Origin of the sequence: Marinobacter alexandrii (assembly GCF_005871205.1) — a bacterium.
Taxonomy (GTDB): domain Bacteria; phylum Pseudomonadota; class Gammaproteobacteria; order Pseudomonadales; family Oleiphilaceae; genus Marinobacter; species Marinobacter alexandrii.
Genome location: NZ_SWKM01000011.1, coordinates 243,316 through 260,199, shown reverse-complemented (window position 1 = coordinate 260,199; position 16,884 = coordinate 243,316). Strand labels below are relative to the sequence as shown.

Below are 16,884 nucleotides of genomic sequence, written 5' to 3'. Positions count from 1 at the left end.
CGGCGGGGGCAGTCGTAATCAGGCCACCCCGACAGCCTGCAGGTGGTGGCCTGATGTGGTCAGCTCAGGCGCGGATCGGTCTCGGCAACCCAAGGTTTGTGCTGGCGGCTGTCACGGAAAGCCAGCAGGCTTTCGACACCCGACCAGTCCACCAGATCGCGAAATTCCAGCCAATCCACCAGGCAATAGAGACAAATGGCCGGGTAGTTCCAGGTTTCAAACTGCCCGTCGTCAACCATGGCCGCCAGAGTGCGCAGGGTTGTCATGATCCGCTCTCTCTGAAGATTGAAGAACATCAGGTCCTGATTGGTATCGATACCGGATTTTTCCGACAGCAGCAGTGTGACTGCTGAATCGTTAGCACCGTCGATCAGGGTTAGCTGATTTTGCTGATCCCAGGTTAGCGGGTCACGACCCTGCTTGGCGCTGACGTAACGTGCGATGACCCGGGAATCGAAAATTTCCTGGCCATCATCCTCCAGAACCGGGATTTTCAGCGCCGGGTTATTCTTTCGCAGCTCATCTCGGCCTTCACCATAGATATTGAGATTAACGAAGTCGTAGCGTTCCTCATCCAGCAGGATGCGAATGCGTCGGACGTATGGCGAGGTGGTAGATCCAATCAGTTTCATGTTCTCTCCGAGGGTTTCAGGGCTCAGGATCCCAGCAGGGATTTCGGGTCTGTGTATGGATGCCCGGTCGCTTCCGCCACCTCCCTGTAGGTAACCTTGCCACCGGACACATTGAGCCCGGCCAGCAAATGCGGATCATCTTTCATGGCCTGCACCGCACCCTTGTTCGCCAGCGCTGCCACGAATGGGAGGGTGACGTTATTGAGCGCCAGTGTTGAGGTGCGTGCCACGGCACCGGGCATATTGGCCACGCAATAATGTACCACACCATCGACCACGTACGTGGGGGCATCATGGGTGGTTGCCTTCGACGTTTCGGTACACCCGCCCTGGTCAATGGCGACATCAACGATAACACTGCCCTCGGGCATTCGCTGGATCATGTCGCGGGTCACCAGCTTGGGTGCCGAGGCGCCGGGAATGAGCACGCCACCAATCACCAGATCCGACTCGGTAACCGCCTGATCCAGCGTCTGGGCGGTGGAAAAGAGCGTGCTGATGCGATTACCGTAGATGTTGTCGAGCATGCGCAGAACATCCATATTCCGGTCCAGCACGGTGACCTGAGCACCCATACCCACGGCCATGGCCAGTGCGTTCTGACCAACTACGCCACCACCAATAATGGCAACCTTGGCAGGGCTTACTCCGGGCACGCCGCCCAGCAAAACACCGCGGCCACCCATGGCTTTTTCCAGACAGTGAGCACCTGCCTGGATCGACATACGGCCGGCTACTTCTGACATAGGCGCCAGCAAGGGCAAACGGCCAGTACGATCCGTCACCGTCTCATAGGCGATGCAGGTGGCACCAGACCTCACCAGATCGTCGGTCTGCGCCTGGTCCGGCGCCAAGTGCAGATAAGTGAACAGGGTGTGATCCGGCCGCAGCATGGCCCGCTCCACCGCCTGCGGTTCCTTGACCTTCACGATCAGCTCGGCCGCATCGAAGACCTCCCGGGCAGTACCCAGAATGCTCGCCCCAGCTTGCCGGTAGTCCTCGTCGGTGAAGCCGATGGCCGCACCAGCATTGGTTTCCACATAAACTCCGTGTTCGTGATGGCACAGTTCATGCGCCGCGGCTGGCGTCATACCCACTCGGTACTCGTGGTTTTTGATTTCCTTCGGTACGCCGATTTTCACTGTTAACCCCCAGAGTTTGTTCACACTCGATTGTACGTTGCTAAAGTGTAGTAGAAGGGTATTACCGAAACAGTCGCACTTAAGTCCAAGATGTCGACGGAGACCCAGCCAACACCACTGAGCCAAGGAGGCTACTGACCATGCGCCATCCTCTTAGCACGGCAGTTCTGACTGCCTTAACCTTTATACTTATCCACACACAGGCGGGGGCGGAGATGCACACGGAAACGATCGACTACAAGGTGGGCGACCAAACCTTTACCGGTTACCTTGCCTGGGATACCGAGTACGGCCAAAAACGCCCCGGGGTTCTGCTGGTGCATGAATGGTGGGGCCATAACCAGTTTGTGCGCGAACAGGCAGAGCAGATTGCCGCGGCCGGCTACACGGCCTTCGCCCTGGACATGTACGGTTCTGGCAAGCTGGCGCAGCACCCCGACACCGCCAAGCAGTTCATGCAGGAGGCCACCGGCCAACCGGAACAGGTCAAAGCGCGGTTTGTCGCCGCCATGGAACTGTTGAAAAACCATGAGAGTGTCGACAGCACCCGAATCGCGGCACAGGGCTACTGCTTTGGCGGTGCAGTAGTGCTGAACATGGCCCGGATGGGGCTGGACCTCGACGGTGTGGTCAGTTTCCACGGGTCTTTGGCTAGCCCGATCAAAGCCGAGCCCGGCCAAATCAAGGCAAGGATCCAGGTTTACACCGGCGGCGCCGATCCTTTCGTGCCCACCGAGCAGGTGGCCGGCCTGGTGACCGAAATGCAGCAGGCTGAGGCGGATCTGACTTTGGTCAGCTTCCCCGGCGTCCAGCACTCCTTTACCAATCCGGGCGCAGACGCCGTTGCCGACCAATTTGACATGCCTTTGGCTTACAACGAATCGGCGGCTACCCGTTCCTGGCAGGGCACCATGGCTTTCTATCAGGAGATTTTTAATCTGCCATCCGATTAGAGCGCACTGGCGATAGTTTTGCGCACCTGGCTCATCAGTTGGTCCAGGGGTACGTCGGCCGTTTCTACTGGCGGATGAATGACAATCTCGATCACACCCGGACTGAAGTCAGCGCTGCCCTTGGGCAGACGATCGTGGGAACCGCGCACGGTCACCGGCAAAATGGGCAGCTGACCATCCTGGGCGATGACAAATCCGCCTTTCTTGAACGGGAGTATCTGACCGTCCCAGGACCGGGTTCCTTCCGGGAACATCAGAATGCCGGTGCCATCAGGCAACTGGGCAACACCCTGCTTGATGCTCTCCAGCGCATCACTACCCTTGGAGCGATCAATGAACAGGTTACGGGAGGTTTCCAGCGCCAGACCAAACAGAGGCACCTTGCGCAGTTCCTTTTTTATCACCCAGCGATACTGCAAACCCAGCGCCAGGACCAGGGACGGAGGATCAAAGTAAGAGGCGTGGTTACTCAGGATGACGTAGCGCTGATGGGGCTGAATATTTTCTCGGCCCCGCACCCGCAACCGGATACCGCAAACCTTGAGCATACCCCAAGCGAAAACCTGGGTCCCGTGAAAGGCTGCGTTTCCGCGCTTGCCGGCCAGGGCTGCGACAACGATGGGCAGAAATAAGAGAAGTGTGAGCAGAATGGCCCAGAAGAAAATCCAGATGGTCTTGAGGGTCTTAAGCATGAAAAGATCCTGTATTCCTCGACGTCCATTTTAACGAGCAACAGGGACACTAAGATTACACAGCGGGAGCAAAATCACAAAGCGCACCGAACCTCGCCGGCAAACAGCCACAAAAAAAGGCAGCCTAAGCTGCCTTTTTTCTGTTAGTGCCTGATCCGTAAAGGATTACAGAGCAGTAACATTCTCCGCCTGAGGACCTTTCTGGCCCTGGGTAACGGTAAACTCAACCTGCTGGCCTTCTGCCAGGGTCTTGAAACCGCTGCCCTGAATTGCGCTGTAGTGAACGAATACGTCCGGGCCGCCTTCACGAGTGATAAAGCCAAAGCCTTTAGCTTCGTTGAAGAACTTAACAGTACCGGTAGTAGTAGACATACTTAAACTTCCTGAAATCAATCATTTAATCTGCCGCCGTACACCTTGTGGCGTAGGCTGGCGTTTACGGAAATACAGAACTCGCGGAATCAAAAACAGGACGGTCACTACTAACTGCGGAGGTACGTCTTATTCATGAAATGCTTTACTGAATCTTTCCTACGTGAATAACTGTACTCTTGATTTTCTGGCTTGCCAAGTGGATTTTCAATAATTTAAGTAGGTAGTGGTACCCACCCACAGAGCACCAATCTCCGGTCAACCGCGCACCAAACCAAAGCAGTAAATTCCCAACGCGGTCATCAGCAACGACCCCACCACATGGGCCAGAATGCCGGTCACGGCCATCGCCCACCGGCCCTGCTGCAGGGCCGCGAACATTTCCAGCGAGAAGGTCGAGAAGGTGGTCAACGCGCCGCACAGTCCGGTAATTGCAAACAACCGCCATTCCGGTGCCAGGGTACTGCCGTGACTGAAATAGCCGATCAGCAAGCCGATGAGCCAGCCGCCACCAAGATTGGCCACCAAAGTGCCGTATGGCACCGCATGATAGGTGCTGTTAAGCCAGAGCCCCAGGCCCCACCTCAAGTTCGCACCGATAACGGCGCCGGCACTCACTGCCAGAACTGAAAGCCACATCCGCTCGAAATCTCCTCATTCGCTGAAGTCGGCCGCGCCCCGGACGGGCGGCCTGTCCTGAGTATGCCGACAATCACCAGGCAAGTTAAGGCCTTGTTTGCCTTACCGACTTGAGGCCCGCCATGAAAAAAGGGGCGCCTGTATGCGCCCCTTTTAATTTCAACTGTTCCGGCTAGTCCGGGTCAGCTGGCCCGGTCAGGCCGGGTTATGGTCAATGACCGTTTCCTTGTTGCGGGCAAACTCATCAAACGGGAAATCGTCCACGGTCAGCATTTCCAGCACCACAGCTTCGTACTTCCGCATAAAGTCGGCCTCTTCCTGGGTATACACACCGGCTTCCAGCGCAGCTTCAAAACGCTCTTCCGGATGCAGGGCTGTCATTGGCAGCTCGCCCTTTGCGTACGCCTTGGTAGCTTTTCGGTACAACTGCTCAGCCTTGTCATAATCCTTCAGCAGACTGTTGTACTGCGCCATCGGATTTTCCACCGCCCCTTCACCACTCTCGGTCCAGACACCGGCAATCAGCTTATTGCGGATTGGCGTATCGGTGGAGATAGCCCGCGCCAATTTCCGGGACAGGTCGTCGTGCGGTGCATCCCAGCGGCGACCCAGCGGCATGGTGATAGCGCGCAGAGCGAGAGCAACCGGGCGGCTCGGCAGGTTCTGCAGGAACTCATCAAGCGCGTTTTCTGTACGGTACAGCAACAAGCCCAAACTATATTCCATCACCTCTTTCTCACCTTCCACCGGCTGCCCTTCGTGCCAGTTCTTCAGCACCATGGAAGCCAGGTAGAGGTTTGACAGCATGTCGCCGAGGCGGGCAGAGATCAGCTCGCGCATCTTCAACTCGCTGCCCAGCGTGGTCATGGCGGCATCGGCGCACAGACCAAATGCCGCACTGAAGCGGGCGACTGCCTGGGCGTACCGGCGACTGGCACTGTCAAACGGCACATCAGCTTTGCCCAGACCAAGCGCCTGAGTGAAGGCTCGGGCGGCGTTGCCAAAAATCAGGCCGGCGTGACCGAAGAAGGCCTCGTCGAACGCCTGAATATCATCGGCGTCTTTGGCCGCCAACTCTTTCAGAACATACGGATGGCAGCGAATGGCACCCTGACCAAAGATCATCAGGCTGCGGGTCATAATGTTGGCGCCTTCAACAGTAATGGACACCGCCGCACCGCTGAATCCGATACCCAGGTAATTACGGGGGCCGAGGGTTACGGTCTTGCCACCGTGCACGTCCATGGCATCCGTCAACACGCTCCGCTGGAATTCGGTCAGATGGTATTTCAGGATCGCCGACGGCACCGCCGGTTTCTCACCCCGATCGATCATGTTCGCGGTGTGGTTAACAGCGGCCTGTGCAATGTAGGTCTTGCCCGCGATACGGGCCAACGGCTCCTGAACCCCCTCCATGTCGGCCACCGGAGTGTTGAACTGGCGACGGACACGGGTAAAGCCCCCGGCGGTACCCACCGAGTAGGCGGCTGCGCCTGCGGCGCCAGAAGGCAGGGTGATGCAGCGCCCAACCGACAGGCACTCAACCAGCATGCGCCAGCCCTGACCCGCCATTTCCTGACCACCAATGATGTAGTCCAGGGGAATGAATACATCCTTGCCCTTGATAGGACCGTTCAGGAACGGCGTACCTATCGGGCAGTGCCTGCGGCCAATTTCCATACCGTCGGTATCGCGGGGAATCAGAGCGCAGGTGATGCCATAATCCTTCTGCTCGCCCAGAAGACCATCCGGATCGAACATGCGGAACGCCAGACCCACCACTGTGGCAATGGGTGCCAGGGTGATCCAGCGTTTTTCAAAGTTGAGCTTGATGCCCACCACTTCCTTGCCATCAACCTCGCCCTTACAGACGATGCCGGTATCCGGCAGTGACGTGGCATCCGATCCGGCGCGCGGGCCGGTCAGGCCAAAGCACGGGATCTCACGGCCATCGGCCAGTCGGGGCAGGTAATGGCTCTTCTGTTCATCGGTGCCGTATTTGACCAACAGCTCGCCCGGGCCGAGGGAGTTCGGTACCCCGACCGACACCATCAACATTTCGTTGGCAGCCAGTTTCTGCAGCACTGCGGTCTGGGCTTTCGCGGAGAACTCAAGGCCGCCGTATTCCTTTGGAATGATCATGCCGAAGAACTTTTCCTTCTTCAGGAAATCCCACAGTTCTTTCGGCAGATCGGCGCGCTCAACCGCCAGGTCCCAGGCGTTGCACATGGAGATAGCTTGGGCGCACTGGTTGTCGACAAACGCCTGTTCATCTTCACTCAATCCGGTGTGACGGTTGATCAGCAGGTTGTGCCAGTCGGGCTGACCGGTGAACAGCTCACCGTCCCAGCCGACGGTGCCCGCTTCCAGGGCGACCTTCTCAGTTTCTGACACTTTCGGAGCCACTTTCTTGAAGGTGGCGAAGATTTTCGGTGTCAGCCAGCTCTGCCGGAAGCCCGGCAGGCCTGCCGCGGCAGTGATACCCGCACCGACAAACAAGATCAGGGCCAGCCAACCGGAGGCGAAAATCCAGGACAGCAGTCCCGTCACAACCATCACGCCAATAGCCGGCGTGGCACCAGATTCACGACGCATCACGACCAGCAGGCCAGCCAACGCCACAACAAACAGAATGAAGGTCATCATAGGTTCTCTCAGTCATCCATGGTTCGTAACATACTAAGACGAAAGTAGGTACGCCCACACTACCTCATCAGATGAGCGCTTAACAGCGGTCGCAAATCAGTATGTTATCCCTGCCTCACCCCGAATCAGGAGGTGACAATCACTCGAATACCCTCAAGTGCCAGACTGGCGCTGCCTATAGCATCCCGGGCGGCGTCGAGCTGGGTGCGGTAATAATCAATTTCCTCATCGCGGATCGCGGGATTTACAGCCTTCAACGCCTCCAATCGACGAATTTCGGGCTCGAAACAGGCTTCCACTCGCTCCAGAGCCTGTTTTTTCATTGGCTCGAGATGGGGGTCCGACAGACGTTCGGCATGATCGACCATGGTTTCAACCTGGGCTCGAATCTGCGGCACGATGGCCTGGGCGGTCCGGCGCCGGATGTTTGAGCTGAGCTTGTTCAACTGCTCGTGGGGCAATGCCTTGGACAGCTCCTTACCATTCACGTCCACCAGCAGGCGCAGGGGCGAGACTGGCAGGTAGCGTGACAACTGCAGCGATTCCGGTGCCGGGCAGTGCACCGTGTACAGCGCTTCCATCAGCAGCGTCCCGGCCGGCAGCGCCTTGACCGAGAGATTGGCCAGGGCCGCCTTGCCCAGGCCCGAACTGGTTACCGAATCCATGACGCCGGTGACCATGGGGTGTTCCCAGCTCATGAACGCCAAATCCTCGCGCTCGAGGGCCTGCTGCCGATCCCAGGTCACGGTGATGCCCTCTTCCGGCAACTCCGCCACATGCCCGGCGTGATACTGCTCGCCCGGGCGTAGTACATCGGAATGATCACTGTGGTCCTCGACATCCACGCCTAATATGTCGAACGCTTCCATCATGTAATCACGGACCTGGGCGGAGTTCTCCTCCGCATCGATATCGTCAATGAGCTGATCGGCGACGTCCCGACGGCAGGAATTCAGCTCGATCAGGGCATCGCGGCCGTTCTGCAGCAACGTACGCAAGCGCGCGGCCTCTTCCGCCGTTGCCGCCACCAGGCCATCCAGCTCCGCGGTGTCACCGTCCAGGGCTTGCTGCCACTGGCTCTGCACCTGCTCCTGCACGGCTACGCCAACGGCGCAACTCTCGGCAAAGGCATTCAGGCCGTCGTGGAACCAGCGGTACTGCACTTCCTGGGCTGTGCCCTGCAGGTAGGGAATGTGAATATCAACGGTGTCGGTCTGGCCAATACGGTCCAGACGACCGATGCGCTGCTCCAGCAAATCCGGGTTGGCCGGCACGTCGAACAGCACCAAGTGGTGCGCGAACTGGAAATTACGGCCTTCACTGCCGATTTCAGAGCAGATTAGCGCTTGGGCGCCCTGCTCGGTGTCTGCGAAATAGGCTGCCGCCCGGTCCCGCTCAATCAGGTTCAGGTGTTCGTGGAAGGCGGCACTGCGGATGCCCGCGCGCAGCTGCAGGTAATGCTCGAGCGCCATAGCGGTCTCAGCCCGGGCACAGATCACTACCACCTTGGCCGGACGCAGACCAGCCAGTGTCTTCTCAAGCCAGGCCACGCGGGGGTCGTCAGCCAGCCATTGGTCTTCCTCCACGGCCTGTTCCGGCGCCAATCCATCCTGCCCCCAGGCCTTGCCCTGGTACATCTCCGGGCACGGCAGCGGTGCCGGCAAGGGGTGACGCTCCGGGAAGCCCTGGATCGCGGCCCGGGTATTGCGGAACAGCACCCGGCCGGTGCCATGACGGTCCAGCAGCGCATCAATGATGGCCTGATGCGGCTGATCACCGGCCAACAGCTGATCCAGCTCATCACCGAGCCAGTCCTGAAGCGCGGCACGATCATCGGCAGTTATCTCTGAGCCTTCGTCCTGCAAGCGCCGGACCACGGCATTGATGGCCTCGTACTGCTGTTCTTCCTGCTTGAACGTCTCCAGATCGTGGAAACGCGCCGGATCCAGCAGCCGCAACCGGGCAAAGTGACTGGTCACACCGACCTGCTCCGGGGTCGCGGTCAGCAACAACAGGCCGCGACTGGCGGCGGACAATTCCTCAACCACCTGGTACTCGGTGCTGGTTTCCTCAGGACTCCAAGCCAGGTGATGGGCCTCGTCGACAATCATCAGATCCCAACCAGCCGCTACCGCGTCTTTCTGCGCCTGCTCGCTGTTGGTCAGGAAATCCAGGCTGCACAGCACCAGCTGTTCAGTCTCGAACGGATTCACTGCCTCTTCTTCACCGAAGATGTGACTCATCAGGGCATCTACATCGTCCTGATCATCCTTCAGTGCGTCGTAGCGCTCCTGGTCAATCAGCGAGAAGCGCAGGTTGAACCGGCGCAGCATTTCCACCAACCACTGGTGCAGCAGCGAATCCGGCACCACCACCAGAGCCCGCTTGGCGCGATTGGTATGCAGCTGGTAATGCAGGATCAGGCCGGCCTCAATGGTTTTACCCAGGCCAACTTCATCCGCCAGCAAGACCCGGGGTGCGTGTCGCTTGGCCACTTCGTGGGCGATGTAGATCTGGTGCGGCAGGTGCTGAGTCCGGGCGCCGATCAAGCCCTGGGCCGGCGAGGCACGAAGCCGCTCCTGGTGCTGAACCGTTGCCATGCGCAGGCGAAACGCGCCGTTGCGATCAAACTGGCCGGCAAACAGACGCTGGTGAGGCGCCGAAAAGTTCACGGAACTGCTCAGCTTTACTTCTGAAATCTGCTGGATGTTCTCGCCGTCATCGGCGTGGTACATCAACACACCACCGATATCTTCAACGGCCTGCACGACATAGTGCTCGCCGTCGAAGGTCTCGATCTCCTCGCCCATTTGGTAAATGATCCGGGACAGGGGCGCGTTGTCGATGGCGTAGGTGCGCTCCTCGTCGGCGGCTGGGAAGCCCAGGGTGACCCGACGACCGGAGATATCGGTGACGATCCCCAAGCCCAGAGCGGTATCACTGTGGCTGACCCAACGCTGACCGATGACAAATTCCGACGTATCCAAGAAACCTCCAAACAGAAATTAGTGTCGGGTAGCGCCGTTTTCGCGCACCCAGTAGGCCGTGGCACCGCATACCGCCGCGGGCACGACCACAAGATTGAGAACCGGCACCATGGCCGCCAGGGCAACCGGTAGACCAAAACCGAACGCCGACAACCGGGTGTCACCCAGTAGGCCCCGCAACGCCTTGAAGCTGACCTTGTGGTTGTCAGCCGGGTAGTCGACGTACTGCAACGCCATCATCCAGCTGTTGAACAGGAACCACAGCACGGCTGCAACCAGGTTTACCACCGGAATCAGGCCAATGATCAACAAACCAAGGGCCCGGGGCAGGTAGTACAGGATTTTCTGCACCTCGCGCAGCAGCACCCGCGGGATGTCCTTGACGATGGCCGCCCAGCTGTCTTCGGTGGTCACTTCCTGACCGGTGAGGTGTTTTTCGGTGAGTTCGGCCAGATAGCCGTAGAAAGGCGCCCCGATCAGGTTGGCCACGATCACAAAGCCGTAGGCCAGCATCAGAAGAATGACCGCGCCATAGAGTAGCCAGAACAACCAGTCCAGCGCCTGCAACCAGGCCCAGTCAGGCAGCCAGCCCATGGCGGCGGCAATCAGTCCGGCAAACATTTCGGCCAGGAAATAGAACAGCAGCCCGAACAACAGGACGTTAATTACCAGGGGAATGATGACAAACAGGCGCAGGCCGGGCTGTCGAATCAGCCGGAAGCCTTCTCCCAGATAGCCCAGTCCTCGAAAAAAATTACCCTTGAGCATTCCGGTAGGCCCTCCGCTTCAATGACAGTGACGGGGCGCAAAGCATATCATGTTGCCATCATTCCCACAGCCCGAGGCCGCCTACGGAAATTCCCCCATGGCACATTTGAAACACCACGTTCTGACCCTCTTTCGCTGTCGACCACTCTGGCGAATCGCCCTGCTCATTTCCTTGGCTGCCATCCTGTTCCTGGCGACCACGGCGAACCCCTACCCCGTGCCGGCCTCGACCAGCGACAAGGTCAACCATCTGGTCGCTTTCCTGGAACTGACTGTGCTTACGCGCTTGTCCTGGCCCGAGGCCAAGGCCCTGTGGTTTGCCCCGGCACTATTGCTGTTTGGTCTGGCGATTGAGGGTATTCAGGCTGGCCTGCCCTACCGGGAGTTTTCCCTGGCTGATCTGGCCGCCGACGGCGTCGGTATCGCTCTCGGCCTTCTACCTTGGCCGGGGCTACGATGGGCCGAAAACGCAGACTTGAGAGATTCGCCCAAATCTTTGTGAGACATTTCCTACATGTACGTAAGACGACACAGCGATGTCACGTGCGCAGCTTGGACGCACGCCTGCCAATAGGCGACTAACCAACTGAATACCTAGGTATTTATTATCGGAATACCCAATTCTTATCAACTGGAAACGGACCAGGTTCACAAGCCTGTAAAGTAGGAATTGCTATAGTGTTTACATCAAGGATGTGAAGGATAAGGACGACGCATCGGATGCACCCCCGCAAGGATTGCAGGGAGAGGCAAGGACGAATGGACGCCTCGCTTAAAGGATATTATTCGGAGCGCCGGCTAGGAGGCCAGCACCAGGGAGTGGCTCAGGGACTCGCAACAAGGTTGTTGCCCTTTGCGCACGGACGCGCCGACTTGTTTCGACAAAGCATAGAAAGACAGAGTATTGAAAAGGGTGGCCTGAGGGCTGCCCTTTATTTTTTACCCCCGCCAAGATTATTTCTGCGCCACGTAAATCCGCACCCGGTTGAACTCTTCGAACTCATTCAGATCCGGCCAGGTCCGTGCCGCCACGATCGTCTGTTGTTCATAGACATCGTCCCCCAGATCCCTGACCCTTGAATCCGCCAGCAGAACCGTTGGCACAGCACTACGGAAAACTTGCAGCAAAGGTCGATTGTCAGGATCGTACAGCACGTCTGCCGCGGTCATTACGTCGATGCCATCGGGCCGGGCCTGCCAATCGTCACACAACGTCACCGACACTTCGTTCAACGCGGCATTCACCGCCACCGCATCCAGGGACGCCGGGTCGAGATCACAGGCGATCACCTCCCGGGCACCGGCAAGGGCGGCGGCGATCGCGACGATACCGGAACCCGCGCCGAAATCCAGCACTCGTTTATCCGCCACCCAGCCCGGATTATCCAGGATCCAGCTTGCCAAAACCTGACCACTGGCCCAGCAAAACGACCAGTACGCCGGCTCTGCCACCACGGCCTGGGCTTCATCGTGGCTGAGCGGGCCCTCAAGTACCGACGGATCAAAAAGATGCAGGGGAATCCGTGAACACCCAGCAGGCCGGGACACGGCCACCCGGCCCCGACTCAGGGTTTTTCGCAAATGCTGATCAAGACGCTCGGGCGACATCCGCTCTCCGCACTGAATGGCTACTATTGATGACTACTATTCATGACTACTAGGACCGGCCATTATACCCAGATTGTACGCAGCTCTCGGGGGCGACACAGCGCTCCGCGAGCAGAAAAACACCAGTTCGGCTATACTGGCGCCTCATTTTTCGCAACCGGTTACACCCTGAAATGGCAACCAGACCCGACACCGACGACTACCTGTCACTGTTCCTGAACGATGTCCCGCTCATGGACGTCCGGGCACCGGTAGAGTTCGCCAGAGGCAGTTTTCCCAAGGCCGAAAACGCCCCGCTGATGAATGACGACGAACGCCACCAGGTCGGCATTTGCTACAAGGAGCGGGGTCAGGACAAGGCCATCGAACTGGGGCACCAGCTGGTCAGCGGCGACACCAAGGCCGAGCGGATTGAGGCCTGGAAACAATTCGTCAAACAGCATCCGCAAGGCTACCTGTTCTGCTTTCGCGGCGGTTTGCGCTCTCGCCTCACCCAGCAGTGGATCAAAGAATCTGGCATTGACTACCCGCTGGTTCAGGGCGGCTACAAGGCACTGCGGCGCTTTTTGATCGACAGCCTCGAGCAGCGCATTGAATCCGGTCAGTTCCAGGTCCTGAGTGGCCGGACCGGCACCGGCAAAACGCGGGTACTGCAGCAGCTGCCCAATCCGGTGGACCTCGAGGGCCTGGCCAATCACCGTGGCTCGAGTTTTGGTCGTCAGGTCACACCGCAGCCGTCGCAGATCGATTTCGAAAACCGCCTTGCGATTGCCTTGCTGAAGGCCCATCACTTCCAGACGGGCCCTGTGCAACTGGAAGACGAAAGCCGGCTGGTGGGACGCTGCGCGTTGCCAGAAACCCTGCGCGAGCGGATGTCAGCCGCGCCTCTACTGGTGCTCGAACGATCGCTCGAAGAGCGCACTGCCATTATCCGTGAAGACTATGTCGAGGGCATGTGTGCCGACTATCTCGCCCGCGATGGCGAGGAAGACGGCTGGCTGAACTTCCAGGAGTATCTGCTAAGTGCCCTCGACCGCATTCGCAAGCGTCTCGGCGGCGAACGCCACCAACAGCTGAGGAAGGTGATGGAAGACGCCCTGAGCCTCCAGCAACGCGAGCACGACCTCAGCGGCCACGATGCCTGGATCCAGGCACTGCTGCAGGACTATTACGACCCCATGTACGACTACCAGCTAAACCGGAAGCAGGGTCGAATTCTTGTCCAAGGGGGCCCGAAAACCATCATCGAGTGGGCCAATACCGGCTCAACTGCGTAAACACGACGCGATCCCAAGGTCCCATCAAGATCATGTCATGATCCCTTCAAGGTTCTCTCAAGGGTTCTCTCAAGGATCCTTGAAGGGGCTATCTAGATCTGATGGGCATGCCCGTGAAACATTTGTCTGCTATAAACAATGCCGAAAACTCATTTTTTTCATGGGCATATTTCACTTACCCTTGGGCCAATCTCAAAACTAACGAACAAGGAGTCCCCCTATGGAAGACCTCTTCGGATCTGAAGGCAGTGCTTCAGAGCTGATCGAACAGGCCATCTCCCTGACCATGACTTACGCACCCAAAGTCGTTCTCGCCATCGTCACGCTGTTCATTGGCCTGTGGCTGATCAACCGCTTTGTCGGCGTGCTCGACGTCAAGCTCGGTAAGAAAGACCCGACCCTGAACAAGTTCCTGTGTGGCCTGATCAGCGCCGTCCTCAAGATTCTTCTGCTCATTTCCGTGGCCTCCATGGTGGGCATTGCCACCACATCCTTCGTCGCCATCATTGGTGCCGCCGGCTTGGCGATCGGTTTCGCCCTGCAAGGCAGCCTCTCCAACTTCGCAGGCGGTGTCCTGATCCTGATTTTCAAGCCGTTCAAGGTGGGCGATACCATTGAGGCTCAAGGTTACCTCGGTGCCGTCGACGAGATCAGCATCCTGTACACCATCGTCAACACTTTCGATAATCGGCGCATCGTGATCCCCAATGGCAGCCTGTCCAATGCCACTCTGGTTAATGTAAGCATCTATGAAAATCGCCGCTGCGACATGACCTTCGGCATCGGTTACAACGACGATATCGACAAGGCCAAATCTATCCTCAAACGCCTGATGGAAGAAGACGATCGCAGTCTCACGGACCCCGCTCCACGTATCTGTGTGGGTGCGCTCGGTGACAACTCCGTCGACCTCATGTTCCGAGTATGGGTACCTACCGATGACCTGTGGCCGTACTACTGGGACATGCAGGAAAAAGTAAAGAAGGCATTTGACGCCGAAGGGATCACCATTCCGTTCCCACAGCGAGATGTTCACGTGTATAAGACGGAGTGATTAGCAAAACCGTTGCTCTTTGATACATCCGGTAACTCGCAAACCGCGTATCCTCGACTAAGATGACGGTTAATGGTGGAGTTTACGGGCTCCACCAGGCCGTCCGGGCCCGTCACAAAGGTAAAACGGCCCCGAAACGCTGTCATTGCTGGTAGGAGGCTGTCACTATGCCCGCACAGCAGTTGAAGGACTTTCTCGATGAGGCCGCCGTGGAGTACATGTGCCTCTCCCACCCCCCTGCGTTTACCGCCCAGGAACTGGCGCACCACGTAAAAATTGCCGGCGACCGTGTTGTGAAAACGGTCATTATCGAGCTGGACGGCAAAATGGCCATGCTGGTCATGCCGGCGACCTGGCGCATTCGCTGGGACCGCCTATCCCGAATTCTAGATACCGACTTCCTTGATCTGGCTGACGAACAAGAGTTCAAGGATCGCTTCCCGAATTGTGAAGTCGGGGCCATGCCACCCTTTGGCAATCTGTTCGGCATGTCGGTGTACTGCAGTGAGGCGATGACCGAACAGCAGGAACTGGCCTTTGCCGCCGGCAGTCACACCGAATCGGTGCATATGAAGACCGCCGACTTTCTCACGCTTGTGCAGCCCATGGTGTTGAACCAGGGTTTTATCAAACCCGGAGCACAAAAACCCGCCTGGCTGGTGAAAGGCCGGCGCCAACCCGAGGATCTGCGACCCAGTGAGCCCACTGTGGCAGGTTATTAAGACCTCGGGACCGATACCCTTCGGGTCGCTTGTCTGATCTGTGTCATCGCGTAAACTGGTGACTTCAGACAGGAACCCTATATGACGCATGCATTTGACATAGTGGTGGTCGGCGCCGGCATGGTCGGCGCCGCCCTCGCCACCGGCCTGGGCCGACAAGGTTTCAGGGTCGGTGTGATCGACCGTTCAGAAGCCCCGGTCTTTGACCCAACCGCCGCGCCTGACATTCGGGTATCCGCGCTCAGTGCCGGCAGCCAGCGCTATCTCGACAGCCTGGACGCCTGGGATCAAATCACCAGCATGCGCAGCACTCCCTACCGCCGACTCGCCGTCTGGGACGAAACCCACCACCCGCTCAGCAACCTGATGCCCCGCCAACTGACCCGCGTCGAGTTTGACGCTGCCAGTCTGGGCGGCAGCCATCTGGGCCACATTGTCGAAAACTCGGTGACCCAGCGGGCACTCTGGCAAACCGCGCAAGCGGAGGAGAACGTCACCGTGCTGACCGGGCTGGGCGTTGTCGCGCTGGAGCAAGGCGACACCACCGCCACCCTGTTTCTGGATGACGATCAGCGGCTGCAGGCACAACTGGTGGTGGGGGCCGACGGCGCGCAATCGAAAATCCGGGAACTGGCCGGCATTGGCATTAACCGCAACCAGTATGAACAGCAAGCCATGGTGATGTCGGTGCGATACCAGGGCCCGGTGGACGACATCACCTGGCAGGGTTTCTGCCCCAGCGGACCCAGGGCTTTCCTGCCGCTGCACAGCGCCGGAGCAGACCATCCGGGCGAAAGCTGGGCATCACTGGTCTGGTACGATTCCCCCGGGGAACTTGCGCGTCTCAAGGCGCTGCCAGAGGAGCAATTGCTGCAGGACGTCCAGGCGGCGTTCCCGCCGGAACTGCCCCAGCTGACGCACCTTAAGGCCAGAGCAAGCTTCCCCATCGCGCGCCAGCACGCCAAACGGTACTTCTCGGGCCGCGTGGTGCTGGCCGGCGATGCCGCCCACACCATCAACCCCCTCGCGGGTCAGGGCGTAAATCTCGGATTTCAGGATACCCAGTGCCTGCAGGGCCTGCTCAAGGAAGCCCGGCGCGCCAATGCGGACCTGGCCGATCCAGTATGGTTGCAGCAGTATGAAGCTCAGCGGCGCCCGGCCAACCGGCGGATGATGATGACCATGGACCTGTTCTATCATCTGTTCAGCAATCGCGTTCCACCGTTGCACCTGCTGCGCAACCTGGGTCTCGGCGCCGCCCGCGCCCTGCCCTTCGCCCGTAATCAGGTGGCGCGCTATGCTATGGGCATTGATGACCGGTTACCGGCCGGGCTCAGCCAACTGATTGACCGGATTCCCGGCCTGCGTCAGCTCTGAGACCGGAGACACAGC

At 58.6% G+C, this 16,884-nt stretch carries 15 protein-coding genes; 6 read left to right on the top strand and 9 right to left on the bottom strand.

The annotated features are described in order from the left end of the window. Nucleotides 1–59 precede the first annotated feature (59 nt). Nucleotides 60–632, bottom strand: coding sequence for a glutathione S-transferase N-terminal domain-containing protein (locus FCS96_RS01370; RefSeq protein ID WP_138438451.1), 573 nt, complete (start codon nucleotides 630–632; stop codon nucleotides 60–62). 23 nt (nucleotides 633–655) lie between these two features. Next, entirely contained in the window at nucleotides 656–1,774 is a 1,119-nt protein-coding gene (gene ald / locus FCS96_RS01365) for an alanine dehydrogenase (RefSeq protein WP_138438450.1), read from the bottom strand. 140 nt (nucleotides 1,775–1,914) lie between these two features. Between ald and FCS96_RS01360 the strand changes: the two genes are divergently transcribed. Then, nucleotides 1,915–2,727: a dienelactone hydrolase family protein gene (locus tag FCS96_RS01360; protein ID WP_138438449.1), complete on the top strand. Its 813-nt coding sequence runs from the start codon at nucleotides 1,915–1,917 to the stop codon at nucleotides 2,725–2,727. On the opposite strand, the gene FCS96_RS01355 is transcribed toward FCS96_RS01360, so the two are convergent. From FCS96_RS01355 to cysZ, 6 genes are all read right to left on the bottom strand, one after another. Continuing rightward, nucleotides 2,724–3,419 (bottom strand): lysophospholipid acyltransferase family protein, encoded by a 696-nt coding sequence (locus tag FCS96_RS01355; RefSeq protein ID WP_138438448.1) that lies wholly within the window; start codon nucleotides 3,417–3,419, stop codon nucleotides 2,724–2,726. The genes FCS96_RS01360 and FCS96_RS01355 overlap by 4 nt on opposite strands. Before the next feature lie 165 nt (nucleotides 3,420–3,584). Beyond that, nucleotides 3,585–3,791: a cold-shock protein gene (locus FCS96_RS01350; protein ID WP_041340064.1), complete on the bottom strand. Its 207-nt coding sequence runs from the start codon at nucleotides 3,789–3,791 to the stop codon at nucleotides 3,585–3,587. A gap of 258 nt (nucleotides 3,792–4,049) precedes the next feature. Next, on the bottom strand, nucleotides 4,050–4,430 hold the full coding sequence (gene crcB, locus FCS96_RS01345) for a fluoride efflux transporter CrcB (RefSeq protein WP_138438447.1): 381 nt from the start codon (nucleotides 4,428–4,430) through the stop codon (nucleotides 4,050–4,052). Between the two features lie 195 nt (nucleotides 4,431–4,625). Beyond that, the gene (locus tag FCS96_RS01340; RefSeq protein WP_138438446.1) at nucleotides 4,626–7,076 is read right to left on the bottom strand and encodes an acyl-CoA dehydrogenase; all 2,451 of its coding nucleotides are present in this window, start codon (nucleotides 7,074–7,076) and stop codon (nucleotides 4,626–4,628) included. A gap of 125 nt (nucleotides 7,077–7,201) precedes the next feature. Beyond that, nucleotides 7,202–10,063, bottom strand: a complete 2,862-nt coding sequence (rapA, locus tag FCS96_RS01335) for an RNA polymerase-associated protein RapA (RefSeq protein WP_138438445.1) — start codon at nucleotides 10,061–10,063, stop codon at nucleotides 7,202–7,204. A gap of 18 nt (nucleotides 10,064–10,081) precedes the next feature. Further along, nucleotides 10,082–10,831 (bottom strand): sulfate transporter CysZ, encoded by a 750-nt coding sequence (cysZ, locus tag FCS96_RS01330; RefSeq protein WP_041340058.1) that lies wholly within the window; start codon nucleotides 10,829–10,831, stop codon nucleotides 10,082–10,084. Between the two features lie 97 nt (nucleotides 10,832–10,928). On the opposite strand from cysZ, the gene FCS96_RS01325 reads away from it, so the two are divergent. Further along, nucleotides 10,929–11,333 (top strand): VanZ family protein, encoded by a 405-nt coding sequence (locus FCS96_RS01325; protein WP_138438444.1) that lies wholly within the window; start codon nucleotides 10,929–10,931, stop codon nucleotides 11,331–11,333. A gap of 452 nt (nucleotides 11,334–11,785) precedes the next feature. Here FCS96_RS01325 and FCS96_RS01320 read toward each other — a convergent pair whose 3' ends face one another. Then, nucleotides 11,786–12,439: a class I SAM-dependent methyltransferase gene (locus tag FCS96_RS01320; RefSeq protein WP_138438443.1), complete on the bottom strand. Its 654-nt coding sequence runs from the start codon at nucleotides 12,437–12,439 to the stop codon at nucleotides 11,786–11,788. A gap of 173 nt (nucleotides 12,440–12,612) precedes the next feature. Here FCS96_RS01320 and mnmH point away from each other — a divergent pair, with 173 nt between their 5' ends. The 4 genes from mnmH (at nucleotide 12,613) to FCS96_RS01300 (ending at nucleotide 16,869) form a co-directional block, all read left to right on the top strand. Continuing rightward, complete coding sequence (gene mnmH, locus FCS96_RS01315; protein WP_138438442.1) at nucleotides 12,613–13,716, top strand: tRNA 2-selenouridine(34) synthase MnmH; 1,104 nt, start codon at nucleotides 12,613–12,615, stop codon at nucleotides 13,714–13,716. A gap of 220 nt (nucleotides 13,717–13,936) precedes the next feature. Then, the gene (locus FCS96_RS01310; protein WP_138438441.1) at nucleotides 13,937–14,770 is read left to right on the top strand and encodes a mechanosensitive ion channel family protein; all 834 of its coding nucleotides are present in this window, start codon (nucleotides 13,937–13,939) and stop codon (nucleotides 14,768–14,770) included. A 167-nt stretch (nucleotides 14,771–14,937) separates the two neighbouring features. After that, nucleotides 14,938–15,492 (top strand): aminoacyl-tRNA deacylase, encoded by a 555-nt coding sequence (locus tag FCS96_RS01305; protein WP_138438440.1) that lies wholly within the window; start codon nucleotides 14,938–14,940, stop codon nucleotides 15,490–15,492. Between the two features lie 81 nt (nucleotides 15,493–15,573). Next, on the top strand, nucleotides 15,574–16,869 hold the full coding sequence (locus tag FCS96_RS01300; RefSeq protein WP_138438439.1) for an FAD-dependent monooxygenase: 1,296 nt from the start codon (nucleotides 15,574–15,576) through the stop codon (nucleotides 16,867–16,869). Nucleotides 16,870–16,884 lie beyond the last annotated feature (15 nt).

Excerpts from the sequence above, each read along its gene's own strand:
- FCS96_RS01370 (WP_138438451.1), bottom strand. The coding sequence starts at position 632 with ATGAAACTGATTGGATCTACCACCTCGCCATACGTCCGACGCATTCGC.
- FCS96_RS01360 (WP_138438449.1), top strand. The coding sequence starts at position 1,915 with ATGCGCCATCCTCTTAGCACGGCAGTTCTGACTGCCTTAACCTTTATA.
- FCS96_RS01355 (WP_138438448.1), bottom strand. The coding sequence starts at position 3,419 with ATGCTTAAGACCCTCAAGACCATCTGGATTTTCTTCTGGGCCATTCTG.
- FCS96_RS01350 (WP_041340064.1), bottom strand. The coding sequence starts at position 3,791 with ATGTCTACTACTACCGGTACTGTTAAGTTCTTCAACGAAGCTAAAGGC.
- crcB (WP_138438447.1), bottom strand. The coding sequence starts at position 4,430 with ATGTGGCTTTCAGTTCTGGCAGTGAGTGCCGGCGCCGTTATCGGTGCG.
- FCS96_RS01340 (WP_138438446.1), bottom strand. The coding sequence starts at position 7,076 with ATGATGACCTTCATTCTGTTTGTTGTGGCGTTGGCTGGCCTGCTGGTC.
- cysZ (WP_041340058.1), bottom strand. The coding sequence starts at position 10,831 with ATGCTCAAGGGTAATTTTTTTCGAGGACTGGGCTATCTGGGAGAAGGC.
- FCS96_RS01325 (WP_138438444.1), top strand. The coding sequence starts at position 10,929 with ATGGCACATTTGAAACACCACGTTCTGACCCTCTTTCGCTGTCGACCA.
- FCS96_RS01320 (WP_138438443.1), bottom strand. The coding sequence starts at position 12,439 with ATGTCGCCCGAGCGTCTTGATCAGCATTTGCGAAAAACCCTGAGTCGG.
- mnmH (WP_138438442.1), top strand. The coding sequence starts at position 12,613 with ATGGCAACCAGACCCGACACCGACGACTACCTGTCACTGTTCCTGAAC.
- FCS96_RS01310 (WP_138438441.1), top strand. The coding sequence starts at position 13,937 with ATGGAAGACCTCTTCGGATCTGAAGGCAGTGCTTCAGAGCTGATCGAA.
- FCS96_RS01305 (WP_138438440.1), top strand. The coding sequence starts at position 14,938 with ATGCCCGCACAGCAGTTGAAGGACTTTCTCGATGAGGCCGCCGTGGAG.
- FCS96_RS01300 (WP_138438439.1), top strand. The coding sequence starts at position 15,574 with ATGACGCATGCATTTGACATAGTGGTGGTCGGCGCCGGCATGGTCGGC.